Raw genomic sequence first — 12,448 nt, forward strand, 5'->3', positions numbered from 1 at the left:
AATAATCACCCGCACATTGACTATCAAAAGCAGCATGTGTTACTTGAATACAACATTCATTTTCCGCAACACAATCATTGAAAACACACTGATTAATTTACACTTTCACCTGATATTCAAGTTGATTTGAAACTGAAACACAAAATTCAGCCAACTCCAGAGCAGATGAGTAGCTTTGTCTTGCGGTCAGTTATCAAGTCAACATTTCATCAACAACAGGAGAGGAAAAATGCACAAGAAGTTGGTTACCAGCACATTGGCCGCAGCACTTATCGCCGTATCTTCCATAGCCGGAGCATCGGAAATCGATACACTCCGCAAACAGGTCGACGACCTAAGCGACCAGGTCAAACTGCTGCAGACAAATTCCGCGACGCCGACGGAAGCATCGGGCTTTCGCAAGAAGCTTTGGGACAACACGCGGTTCGGCGGTTACGGCGAGCTCGACTACATCGTGAAGCGTGAAAACGGCAACGGCAAAGGCAGCAACAACTTCGACCCGCATCGCCTGGTGCTCTACGTAAACTCGGACCTCTCCGATTGGATCACCCTGAACACCGAACTCGAGTGGGAGCACGCCGGGGTCAATGAAGATCTGGCCAGCGAGACCGAGTTGTCCGGTGAAGTCGTGGTCGAGCAGGCATTCCTCGATTTCAAACTGCAGCGCGAGTTCAACGTGAAAGCCGGCATCATGCTGGTGCCGCTGGGGGCGACCAACCTGTACCATGAGCCGACCAACTTCAACTCCACCGAACGTCCCGAATTGGACCGCTACCTGATTCCTTCCACCTGGCGCGAAATGGGCGTAGGTATCCACGGCGCGCTCGGCGACAGGGTGGATTACCAGTTGATGGTCATGAACGGCCTGGACGGAACCAACTTCTCAGCCAAGAACGGCGTCCGCGACGGCAGGCAGAACATGAACAAGGACATGAACCGGAACAAGGCCGTCACCGGTCGCTTAGAGGTGAGACCCGCCACCAACCTCTACACCAACCTCTCCTTCTACACCGCGAACTCCGCCAAGGACGGGAGCGCCTACACCACGATAGCCGCCTTCGACGGCAGGTACAGCATCGGGAGGCTTGACCTTGGCGGGGAGTACGTCCACGTCTTCCAGAACAACCCCGCCCTTTTGAACGACTCTATCGGGCACAACATGTCCGGCTATTGGGTGGAAGGAGCATGGCACGCCATGCCGGAGAGCTGGAAAAAAGGTAAGCTCGCCAATGCCGATGCCGTTGTATTCGTAAGGTATTCCGAGATTGACACCCAGGACGGCGGAGCCATCAACCCGGCGAAACAAAATGGGAGGTTCGACCGGAACTACACCACCTTCGGCGTCTCCTTCAAGCCCGTCACCCAGCTGGCCATCAAAGCCGACTACCAGATCTACGACGATCACGGCACCGGCGGCAGCACCAAGCTCGACAACGACAAGTTCCAGGTAACGTTGGGATTCGTCTTCTAAATGGAAAAATGGGGAGGCCGCACCCGGCCTCCCCATTCTTTTGCAGCTGCCGCTTTAATTGTTGCGTCCCTTCCCGTGGCCACCGCCTTTGCCGTTGCCATGCCCGCCGCCGTGCTCGCTTCCGTTGCCGTAGTCGCTGTCTCTGGCACTGCCGTGGTCATTCCCCTGGCTAGCGGTGTGCCCCCCGCCGCGTCTCGAGGGCTTGCCGGTAAAATCAAGTTCCCCGTTTTTCAGGGCATGGAATTCGGCTGACCCAGGTTTTATCCCCAGGTCCTTTGAAATGGCGCCCCACCCTTTCTTCTTGTTGGGGCGGTAGACAGCCAGAACCGTCTCGGGTTTTTTGCCCGACATCTGGCCGAGCTGCAATATCATGAACGCATCCGCGGGCTCGGGGACGGACCGGATAACAGCCTGAACCTGGGTGACAGGCACGCCGAACTGGGTACTGAGACCCACTGAAAATCCGGGCATGTCTGCCCGGGCCTGGACGTTCACATTGGAGAGAAAAACCTCAAGCCCGCCGGCGAAGGCGGCAACCGGCAGGAGAAGGAAAATGGCCAGAGAAACCAGAACGATACGTTTCATGGCAAAGCCTCCCCAAATGGGTTAGGTGACGCAGTCGGGCCGGCTCCGATTGAAGAAGTAGCGGGCCCCCGGGATGTGAGTGCTCCGTTTCCCCCCGCGTGCAGCTAACGCGCGGGGAGGAAGTCGATCGGATACAGGATGGTCGTTTTCGGCACGCCATCTTTGGGGCCGAAGTTGAACTTCCTGACCCTTTCCACGATCTGGTCGCAGAAGGAGGCCGCATTCATATTGGTGGACTCCACCGCACAGGCCGAAACCACGCCGCTTGGTTCGATGGCCAGCCGCAGCACCATCTTCCCGCGCAGGGTCGGGTCTTTGCGCAACTCGGTGTTGTAGATACGGTAGAGCGCTGCCTTGTAGCGGTCGAAGAGAATCTGGATTTCCTCGTCGGTTCGGGCAGGACGCGCGCCGGAACTGAGCGGTCTCCCCTCCTTCGCACCTCCGGGACCCGAAATCCCGCTCTTCACCTGGGCGAAGCCCGCGTTCCCGCGGCCAAGGCGGCCGTCCTTGCCTCCGCCGCCACCGACACTGCGGCTCACCCCGGCTGAGCCGATCCCGCCGCTGCCTCCGTTTCCGACATTCCGGCTTACCGCGCCATACCCCCCGCCGCTGGGCCCTCCGCCCACCTGCATGGCGACCAGGGACCTGCTTGCCTGGGCCTGGCCAGCCGCATAGTTGGCGGGGTTGGCCAGGCGCGCCTCGGCCCCGAGCTTGGCGGACGGAGCTTCGTCGATTAGGTCCTTGAAACTATCCTTGAAGGCGAGCATACCCGTGTTCTGGGACCTCTTGGGTGCTGCGGTTTGTTCCACGGGGGCCTGCTTGGGCCTGTCCGGCGGAGGCTTCTCCTGGTCCGCGACCTGCTTCTTCTCGTTTTTCTTTCCTGCCGCGGTCTCTTGTTTCTGGTCTTGTTTCTGCTCGTCCTTTTTATCCTGCTTCGGCTTTTGCACCGGCTCCGGCTTCTTGTGTTCCTTCCTGACCATCATCGCCAGCCGCTCGGGGACTTCGACGATGACCGGCCTGACCGGCGCCGGCACCGTTACCGTGAGGACCACGATGGCTAAGAGCAAGGCCATCAACATCGAGGTGCACATGGAGCGGCGATAGCGCCGCTCGACCACGCCGTCGCTACTCCAGGGCATGATCAGAGGGTGGTCCTGAACCGGGGAAAGTTCCCGCTCGACGACGAACTCCTCCTCGCGGCGCTCGTCGCGTGCATGCGCGTCGTGAACTTCATCCTCCAAAAAGTCCAGTTCGTCATGGCAGCGGGTGATCTGCGCCCTGATGTCCGCGCTCTTTTGCAGCGACCCGCGGATTTCTTCGTCGAATTCGGCGACGCAGCTCCTCACCCGCGAGACGCGCACCTCTGGATCGCGTATTTCCGGCAACGCCTCCCAGAATAGCTGCCCCCGGGCAAGCCCACCGAGGCGTTCCAGGGCGTCACAGGCGTCCCGCAGCGCGTCGAAACACAGGCGGTCCGAAGAAAACATGTCCAACTCTGCCTCTGCCACGCGCATCCGCATCTCGAGGTCGGAAAGTTCATCCCGGACATCCCCCCGCCGCGCGTTCAGCACCGCCAATTCCTGTTCCAGCAATGATGTATTCACAGTGCACCCGCTAGGCATGCGAGGCTTTCTGGATCACGGCAAGCGAAATCTTCCCGTACCCAGAAGCCGTGCAGCTCGTCATTATTTTTTTAAGCACTTTGAAAGGAATAGCTTTGTCGGCCAAAAGCGTGACTTCCCTGGTTTCGTTTTCGGCCACCGGCTTGGTCCTGGTCTCGCTGATGTTCTTTTCGATCAGCTCCAGCCGCTCTGTGACCTCGTGGACCGTCGCGACCCGGTCGTCGTAGAGATCGGCGGTCCGGGCCACCGTCTGCCCCTGCACCACTACCGTCTCAGGAGTGACCGATACCACCACCGTTCCCCTCGGCTTCGTCTCCACCACGGAGGTGGGGAGAGCGAGCCGCTGTTCCGGCATGTCGCCGTTGAAGGAGTGGAAAAGCAGGAAGAACACCAGGACAGAAAGCACGTCCAGCATGGGTATCAGGTTCAAGAACGCCTGCCTGCGGTTGTTGTTGCGTTGCAGCCGCTTCAAACGTCTGCTTTCTCTCATGGCGCGTCTCCTATGGATATCTTTGGAAAGAGAACGATCTTGACCGCCTCTTTTTGCCCTGGAGTCCGCACCTCGGCGCCACGCACGGTATCCATGACCTGGACCAGGTGATCGTATTCGACCTTAGGCTCCATCAAAACCGTTGCGTCTTCCTTGTCGGGGTATTGGGCCTTGATGCTGCGCAGCATCTCGGACAGCTTCGCAAGGTCGTACCTGTCGTTTATCTTGGGGATGGCGGCCTCCACGGACTTCCCGTTGGCGATCTCCAGCCCTGCCTTGCGCACGATCACCTCGATGGCGAAGTTGGGCGGGGTGGCAGCGGCTGCGCCGGCATTGGTCGGGACACTCAATTCCATGATGGTGATGCTCGTAAAGACCGCAGTTATGAGCAGAAAAACCACTAAAACGGTGAAAACATCCATCATCGGCGTCAGGTTCAAGACCTCCATGATGTCCGTCTCGTGCTGTTCCTTCTGCCTCCTTCTACGTCTGGCCATAACCGGCTCCTGTCAAATTCGTACTTGGCAACATGTGATGAAGGTGGATATCCGTCAGTAGGCGCGCTTGGCGAAGGTGGATATGCTGTTCAGTGCCTTTACAGATACCATCTCCAGGCTCCCCACTATCTCCCCTGTGGTCGAGGTGAGGCGGGCATGAATCAAGAGCAGCGGGATGGCCGACATGAGACCGAAAGCCGTGCAGTTCATCGCCTCGGAGATACTGGCCGCGAGCAGGGCGGCCTTTTCGGCAGGGCTCGCACTGGCAACCGCGGTGAAGGCCGTGATGAGCCCCATGATGGTGCCGAGCAGGCCGAACAGGGTGGCGATGTTGGAGAGCAGCGCCAGGTAAGGCGTACGCTTTTCCAGCTGGGGGATGATCTCCATCAGGCTTTCTTCCATGGCGATCTCTATATCCTCCCGCCGCCTGACCGCCCCCTGCCGCGCCAGCCCCATGGACAGCATCTGGGCTATGGCCGATTCGTCCTGTTGCACGATCTCCCGGGCCCGGTCGAAATTCCCCTCGGCCAGCACCGGGTGCACCTCGTCCCACATCTGCCTGTTTTCCTTCTTGACCCGGCTCAAATGCATCCAGCGTTCGACTGAAATGGCGACGCCGGCCGCCAGCACCAGCAGAATCGGGAACATGAAGAACCCACCCATCTGAAAAAACCTGATTACCGTATGCATCTCTTCCTCCTCGCCTTATTGACCTTCACTTTGGTCGATTTATCCGCGCAATGCGGTGTTCAACGTGCATTGGACGCCTGAAAAGCCGCTGCAGTTTCGGAACCTCTGCTGCCGGCGCTCACCTGGTAGAAGGCCACCTCCCGCAGGAAAACATCCCGGTCCACCGGTGCCCGGCGTTCATTCAGGGTCCTGGTCAGTTTCGCCTCGGCCCCGAGCTCCGAGCTCTTCCAAGGGACGATGACCAGCGACATCGGCGCCTCCTTGTTCCCCAGGATCGACATCCCCGAAACCATCTTAGGCTTCGAATCGCCGGAGCCGTCTTGTTGCAACGCGGCCACGTTGGCGTTAGGGTCGTCGGAACCGGAACCGACCGGCCCGTTTTCCTGCCCGATGACAACGGCGACCGGGAACAGGATCAAGAAAATACAAAAAATCAGTTTTGGCCACATACGCTCCTCCTTGTAACGGTGATGTCTTCTGCAAAGTTGTGTCTGCCTGTAACGGCGATGCCTCCAGGAAAAGGAGCACTCCCTGTCACTGTGCATGGAACGGTCACATCCCTCGATCTCCATAGCTACTTCCTCGCTTCAGTGTTCAGGGCCAGGTGCCCGTTACGGCTCTGCAGGTCCGCGATCCACAGCCTCACCTGCTTGTCCTCCGGGGTGGCCCTGCTGTAGCTCTCGTAATGCGCCTGGGCGCAGGCGAGGTCTTTAAGGTAGAGATCGCAGAGGATGGCGAGGTTTCTTTCCAGCGGATGGTACTCGGGAAACGCCGCCAGCGATTTCTCGTAGGTGGCCCGCGCCTCGGCAAAGCGCCCGTTCTTGCGCAACAGCAGCCCGTATTCGTTGCTCGCCGCCGGATGCCCCGGTACCGCCTCCAATGCCGCTTTGAGATGCTGCTCGGCCAACTCCGGCTTGTTGAGCCGGCTGTAGGCGTTAGCGGCGTTGATACGGGGCGCGGTAAGAGCAGGCGCCTGCGCTATCACCTTTTCCATGAGGTCGGCGCTCTTTTGGTATTCCCCCCCCGCAAGCAAGGCCTTGGCCTTCTCGAAATCCGCACGCGCATCCGCGTCGAGGTTGGACGGCTCCCTGATGACGAAGCCTTCCTTGCCGCCTGTCAGCCGCTCCACCGAGGGGCCGGCAGGCGTCGGGGCCGGTTTCGCGGCCACGGCAGCCGGGGCCGCCATCGACTCTTTCGCGGCCTGGCCGCCGGTCGCGCATCCGGCGAGCACCATGAGCCCAAGGGTCAGAAGCAGGTAGGCGAAACTTCCGTCACCCCGCCCCGACGGGAGACCGGAAAGGACTTTACGGCTTCTCGGAAATCGCTTCATTTTTTACCTCCCTTTGCACGCCGCTTTGTCGCGGCGCCCTGCTTCGTTTTTTTCGCCTTGGCCGGGACGGCTTTCGACGTAGCTGCTTTTCTTTCTGCCGACGCGGCGACCGGCGCGGTGCCCGCACCATCACTGCCGTCGACGATCTTCCCGCCGGCGCCTTCAGCCGCTGCTGCCGATGCTGCAGTCGTGCCTGCGGCGGGAACGGCCCGCTCCGGCTCCGCCGGCGCCGCGGCGTCGCTCATCACCGGGTTACCCCCCGCGGCCACCGGCGCTGCGGGCTTTTCGATCTGGTAGGCAAAGCTCTCCAGCGAAGCGATCATCCCGCTGGGGACCTCCGGCTTGTCGTAGCGGACCGGCAGCAGCTTGGCCAGTTCACCGAGACTCCTGTCGATCCAGCTGTTGTAGATGCCGACCGATATCAGCTCCATGTTCTTCTCGTGAACGGTGATGGCCTTTTCCTCGAAGGGATACGCCTGCTCCTCGATGGCCATTTCGTACTCTTGCATCTCCTGGGCGTTCAGGTCGTCAGGCCGCTCGGACGCGGTGAGCGCCTTGCTGAAGTGCCCGTAGCTCTCCGCCAGGTAGAAGGTCGCCGCGGCGGTGACCTCGCCGACCTCGTACTCCAGCAGCTTGTTGAACGACTGGGTGGCCGCTTTCATCAGCTCTTTCTTCTTACGCAGGTTCGCCTCGAACGGTTTCACCAGCCGCACCTCGGTGAAGCGCTCATAGCTCTGCTCGGCCAGCACCAGGGCCCCCTTCCCGGCCAGGTAACGGGTCCGCGGGGTGCGCGCCTTGCCTGCCGCCGCATCGATGGCGACCATCTCCCGGAGCTCGTCCAGGTACCCGTTCTTGTCGTCCTCCGCCTTCAGGATTTCACAGACCTTGTTGCGCATTTCCAGGTTGACCTCGACCGGTTGCGGGAAATAGCCGACGTAGCGGCGGTACACCGCGAGCGCCTGCTTCCTGTTCCCGGTCTGCTGGTGCAGTTCCGCCGCCAAAAGCAGTGCCTCCCTCCTGATCTCCTCGTCCTTGAACTCGGTCTCCAGGCGCTCATATTCACCGGCGGCAAGCGCGAGCTGCCCGTCCTCCCTGTAGACGTGGGCGAGCTTCCTGGTGACTTCCGGCTGCAGCTCGTGCCCCGGGAAGAGACCCCGGAACCCGGTGAGGACCGTGGCCGCAGCTTTCCACTCTTTGAGCTGGATCAGCGCCACTGCGGCGTCGAACTCGGCGTTGACCCGGATCTTGGAGGTGGCGGCCATGCGGCCGACGCGCAGGAAGTGATCTGCCGCGACCCGGTACTCCTTGGCCGCGTTCGCCTGCTCGCCCTGCTTGTAGATCGAGGCGGCGAGGTTGTCGTTGAAGCCCTCCCGGCTCTTGTCCTCGGCCGGGAGCAGCGCCAGAACCTGGACGTAGGCGGCCTCGGCCTCGGCGTAGTTCTGGAGCTCGAAGCAGGAGTGGGCGGCCACTACCCAGGCCGACTTGAGCACCTCGTTGCCCGCGCCCGGGAAGGTGGCGATCAGCTTGCGCGCTACGCCCAGTGCCTGTTGATGCTCCTTCAACTCGTAGAGGTCGTCCGCGGCCGCCCCCATGACGATCGCCGCCTTCTCGTGTTCCGGGAAGGTCTCGGCAAACCTGAGCGAACTGCGCACCCCCTCCCGCTTGACCTGCTCTTTCTCCTCTGCCCGGGCGTTTTTCAGCTGCTCCCGGTAGGCGAACACGGCCGCGTATCCGGCGGCAGACGACTTCTCGTAGCGCGGGTAGTCGTACGCGGTCCTTTCGTATTCCTGTGCCGCTTTGGCGAAGGAGCGGTTTTCCATGAGCAGGTCGGCCATCTGGTAGTTGATGGCCGGCGATTCCGTCTCCTTCGGGAAGGAGACCAGGAACTCCTCGTACCAGTGCAGGGCCTGCTGGAAGCTCTCCTCCTTCTCCTTGGCGTGCTCCGGGTCCTGGTACAGCGCGTGGTAGTGATGGGCCAGGTCGGTGACGTTCGTCTTCAGGAAGGCGATCACCTCGGGGCGCTCTGCCGGCTGGAAATGTTTCCAGTACTCGGCCTTCAGCCCGTAGGTCTTGGCAAACTCCTTCTTCGCCTCGATCACCAGGGTGGGGAACCCGCCGGCGATGTGGATCTCGATCACGCGCATCTGGAACTGCGGCGAGGCGCGGTGGAAGGGGTTGCGGGAGACGAAGGCGTTGTAGGACGCAGCGGCGTCGCTGTAGCGGCGTTTTTCGTAATAGAATTCGCCGAGGTTGCTGTAGACGCGGTCCTCGTAGCCGCGCTTGCCGTTCTTCTCGAAGTACTCGACGGCGGAGGCGGCGCCATGAAGGTAAGAGAAGCTCTGGCTTAGGACCCGGAAAGTGTCGTCGACACGCTTTCGCTCAAGGTCGTCCGTAGTCTGGGCGAAGTCGTATCCGGTGTTCACCTTGTGGTCTAAGAGCGCGATGAACCGATGCAGCCCGTCCTCGTAGAGCTCCTGCTTGTAGAAGGTCCAACCCAGCTTGTAGAGGGCGAGTTCGTAGTAGGAGGCCTCGGGGCCGATCTCCACCAGCCCCTTGTAGACCCCTTCCGCCTCCAGGTACTGCTTGTGGGTGAAGAAGTATTCCGCCCGGCGGAACTGCACCTCGTTGATGTAGCGGGAGCGCGGGAAGTCCCTTACCATGCGCTGCATGACCGCCATCGCGTCTTCGGTCTGCCCCAGTTCCTCGTAGGAACGGGACATCTGGTACAGGACCTGGTCGTTCCCCTCGTAGTTGGGGTATTTGTCCAGAAGCTTCTGGTAGAGTGCGATCGCCTCCCGGGTCCCGGTCCGCTCCAAACCTTCTCCGGCCGCTTCGCGCACCCCGCCCGCCGGCTGCGCCCCCTGGAGCGCCCTCTTCTCGAACTCCGCTTCCGACTCGGCCGCGCCGGGTTGGCTCGCGTCCGGCGCGCGGCCGGCCAGGGCCAATGGGGCCTCTGCCGGTTCCGGCGCGCCGAGCGCAGCTGCCGGCGCCCCTGCGGCAGGCGCGGCCGCTGCGGCAAGGTAGCCGTATTCCTTTTCGACCTTCAGGTCGGCAAGGCGGCGGATGGCAGCCGGGGTCAGCGCCGACTCCGGCGTTTGCTCCAGGAAGCGCTGGTAACCTTCCATCGCCTTGTCGAGCCCCCCTTCGATCGGCTCTTCCTTGACCTCGATCCGCACGTTGCGCAGCTGTGCGATCGTTTCCCTGCCGCCGCCCGACTGGCACGCCGCCAGAAGTGCCGCAACTGCCAGGAGTAGGAATCGGATCCGCTTCATTGGCCCACCCTCTTTTGCGCCTGCGCCTTGTTGGCGCGGTCGTAACTGTCTGCGATGGCGAAGCGCGCGGTCACCTGGAACTGTTCCAGACGCTCCCTGCGCCTGGTCAATTCGTCCACGGCCATGGCTTCCAGTATTTTCCCCTGGCGCGGCAGCAGCGCCGTCACCTTTTCCCGGGCCGCCGCGATCTGCTCGCGCTGGCTGCGGATGGTTTCGTCATACCCCTCGTAGCTCTGGGTCGCGGCCTGGCGGGTGCGCACGAAAGATGCGTAGCGCTGCTTCAGCCGCTGGGTTTCACGGATCAGGCTGTCCAGATCGTCGAAGGCCTCCGTGAGCCGCCGGTCGTACTCGGTGGCTATGTTCCAGGAGATCACCCCGCGCAGACGCGCCACCCTTTCCGCGGTCCCGTCGCCACCCGCATTTTTGGGGGCAAGCTGCTCCAGGCGTGCGATCTCCTCCCTGGCAACCCTCTCCTTGGCCGTAGCCAGGTAGTCCGGGCGCGGCGCGGTCAGCATGGCCTGGAGCCTCTTTTCTATGCGGATGCGCTGCTCCTGGCGCAGGCGCATCTGCGAGTCGAGCTGCTTGAAGGCCTGGTCGATCTCGGGCAAAAGCGGCTGGTAGTACCCCCGGCGCTGCCGGATCATCTCCTCGAAGGCGTCGAGGTCCCCCTCCCAGGCGACCAACCTCTTCCCCAGCTCGGTCAACTCCAGGTAGTTCTTCAGCGATTCCTGGAAATCGTGCGCGGCCATCAACTCCATCAGGTAGTAGGTTTCCGGCGCCTGCGGCAGGTTGCGCAGTTTCACCACCCACTCGCTGTCCTGCTTCAGCTCTTCCCGCGTCAGGGCCTCCAGGAATCTCCCCTCCTGGACCGAGGCGATGGAGGCGCCGAGCTTGTCGATTTCCTTGCCGAAGGATTCCAGGGCCTGGCCGTACAACAGCGCCGACTTGCCGTAGATCTGCAGCTTCCCGTAGGCGAACGGGAGCGCGAGCAGCGCCTCCTGGACCGCCGGATCGGTGACCTCGCGCCGGGCGAGGATGCTCCAGGGGACCAGCGCCCTTTCGAACTCCCCCTGGTTGGCGTCCGCCCACCCCGATCCCAACAGCGCCCGGTTCGAGAAGGGCCCGGTCAGGCGCACCCGGTCCAGGACCAGCTTGGCTCCGGCGCCGGCGTTCTCGTCCAGAAGCTTGTAGCCGAGCACCAGGTTCGACTTGTCCCTGATAGCCTGCGTGGACGGGTTGGCGCTGACGAGCTGCCCGGTGCGGTCCAGGTACTCCCTGCCGTCTTGTTCCTTCCCCCCCTGCAGCAGGGCGATCCCCAGGTTGTAGCCGGAAAACCCTTCCAGGCTCTTGGCGCCTTGCAGCTCTTTGAGGGTGCGCGCGGCGTCCTCGAACCGGCCGTTGGCCATGAGCACCTGCGCCCGCAGAAACTCCAGGTCGTCGCGGAGCGGCTCCGGGACCTTCCCCCGGATCCGCTCCAGGGCCTGCAAGGCGTCCATCGGTTGATCCTTCTGGAAGTAAAGCCGCGCCAGCCGGTAGATCGCCGCGTTTTTCCGCGGCTCCTCGACCTTCCCCTCGATCACGGCGGAGATGGCCCGCCCCGCCCTCAGGTGCATCCGGTACCCCAGCTCGAAGTCCCCGACATCGAACTCCGCCTGGCCGAGGTGGGGGTAGAGCGAATCGAGCGCGGGCTCGTCGAGCCGGCGGTGCTGTCCGAGTTCGGTGTCCAGCCGGCAGATGGATTCGAACCACTCCCCCTGGTAGGCGTGGTAAAGCGCCTCGCCGAAATAGACGTCGTTCAGCCCGAGCGCTGGGGCGGTACTGGCTGCCAGGGCAACGGTCGTGGAGAGCAGACAAACCAGTATGAGAATCAACCTGGACATGATTTACCAATCCTTCACAGTGATGGTTTTGCTGCCGGTCAGGACCACTTCGACCAGTTTGGGGCCGATCCCCTTGGCTACCTTGAAGCTTTCCGCCCTTTGGAAATCCGCCCCCCCCTCCGTTTTCCCCATGACCTTTACCTGCAGCGGATGTTCGCCGGTCATCACGTTCCCCACGTGGATGCGCTGCACGCCACCTTTTTGCAGAGCCTCGAGCTCCTTATAGGTGTAGAGGTGATGGGCCACCTGCTTGCCGTCCAGCTCCACCGCCACGGCGTCGAGCCGGAACTTTTCAGCGCCCGCGACAGAAACGAAGATGGCTATCTGGGTGTCGGACGGGTAGAGCAGCTTCTCTTCCAGCCGGTTCAGCTGCGTGGCAATGGAGAGGACGTCCGCCTTTATCTCCTGCACCTGTTCGTCCAACCCCTTGATCTGCTCCTTGGCGAGGTCCTGCTTGACCGGGTCCTTGGCGGTCTCCTTTTTGACCTCCGCCTTGGCTGTCTGCTGCGCGCCCTGTTCCTTGGCGGTTTCCGCATAAGCGGGGAGAGTCAACAGGAACACCGAGATCGCTACGACGATTACCTTCAGAACTTTGTTCATAACTGTCACCT

The 12,448-nt window shown here is 61.8% G+C and carries 11 protein-coding genes; 1 reads left to right on the plus strand and 10 read right to left on the minus strand.

Annotated elements, in window-relative coordinates; genetic code table 11:
* Nucleotides 1-229: 229 nt before the first annotated feature.
* Nucleotides 230-1,471 carry a porin gene (locus K419_RS0112875; RefSeq protein ID WP_026841957.1) on the plus strand — a complete coding sequence of 414 codons (1,242 nt, stop codon included), beginning with the start codon at nucleotides 230-232 and terminating at the stop codon, nucleotides 1,469-1,471.
* A gap of 54 nt (nucleotides 1,472-1,525) precedes the next feature.
* Here the strand turns inward: K419_RS0112875 and K419_RS0112880 are convergent, their stop codons facing one another.
* From K419_RS0112880 to K419_RS22045, 10 genes are all read right to left on the minus strand, one after another.
* Nucleotides 1,526-2,056 (minus strand): hypothetical protein, encoded by a 531-nt coding sequence (locus K419_RS0112880; RefSeq protein ID WP_026841958.1) that lies wholly within the window; start codon nucleotides 2,054-2,056, stop codon nucleotides 1,526-1,528.
* 104 nt (nucleotides 2,057-2,160) lie between these two features.
* Nucleotides 2,161-3,660, minus strand: coding sequence for an AgmX/PglI C-terminal domain-containing protein (locus K419_RS0112885; RefSeq protein ID WP_226377698.1), 1,500 nt, complete (start codon nucleotides 3,658-3,660; stop codon nucleotides 2,161-2,163).
* Nucleotides 3,661-3,670: 10 nt separating this feature from the next.
* Entirely contained in the window at nucleotides 3,671-4,168 is a 498-nt protein-coding gene (locus K419_RS0112890; RefSeq protein WP_026841960.1) for an ExbD/TolR family protein, read from the minus strand.
* Nucleotides 4,165-4,665, minus strand: a complete 501-nt coding sequence (locus K419_RS0112895; RefSeq protein WP_026841961.1) for an ExbD/TolR family protein — start codon at nucleotides 4,663-4,665, stop codon at nucleotides 4,165-4,167. Before K419_RS0112895 ends, K419_RS0112890 begins: the two co-directional genes overlap by 4 nt.
* A 54-nt stretch (nucleotides 4,666-4,719) precedes the next feature.
* Entirely contained in the window at nucleotides 4,720-5,355 is a 636-nt protein-coding gene (locus tag K419_RS0112900; protein WP_026841962.1) for a MotA/TolQ/ExbB proton channel family protein, read from the minus strand.
* Nucleotides 5,356-5,414: 59 nt separating this feature from the next.
* A complete protein-coding gene (locus K419_RS0112905; RefSeq protein ID WP_026841963.1) occupies nucleotides 5,415-5,804 on the minus strand; it encodes a hypothetical protein in 390 nt (129 codons plus the stop codon).
* Between the two features lie 125 nt (nucleotides 5,805-5,929).
* A complete protein-coding gene (locus tag K419_RS0112910) occupies nucleotides 5,930-6,685 on the minus strand; it encodes a tetratricopeptide repeat protein (RefSeq protein WP_026841964.1) in 756 nt (251 codons plus the stop codon).
* On the minus strand, nucleotides 6,682-9,957 hold the full coding sequence (locus K419_RS0112915) for a tetratricopeptide repeat protein (protein ID WP_026841965.1): 3,276 nt from the start codon (nucleotides 9,955-9,957) through the stop codon (nucleotides 6,682-6,684). Before K419_RS0112915 ends, K419_RS0112910 begins: the two co-directional genes overlap by 4 nt.
* On the minus strand, nucleotides 9,954-11,837 hold the full coding sequence (locus tag K419_RS0112920; protein ID WP_026841966.1) for a tetratricopeptide repeat protein: 1,884 nt from the start codon (nucleotides 11,835-11,837) through the stop codon (nucleotides 9,954-9,956). The genes K419_RS0112915 and K419_RS0112920 overlap by 4 nt, the downstream gene beginning before the upstream one ends.
* A 3-nt stretch (nucleotides 11,838-11,840) precedes the next feature.
* Nucleotides 11,841-12,437 (minus strand): hypothetical protein, encoded by a 597-nt coding sequence (locus K419_RS22045; protein WP_035497222.1) that lies wholly within the window; start codon nucleotides 12,435-12,437, stop codon nucleotides 11,841-11,843.
* Between the last annotated feature and the right edge of the window lie 11 nt (nucleotides 12,438-12,448).

Source organism: Citrifermentans bremense R1 (assembly GCF_000426865.1).
GTDB classification, from domain to species: Bacteria; Desulfobacterota; Desulfuromonadia; order Geobacterales; family Geobacteraceae; genus Geomonas; species Geomonas bremensis.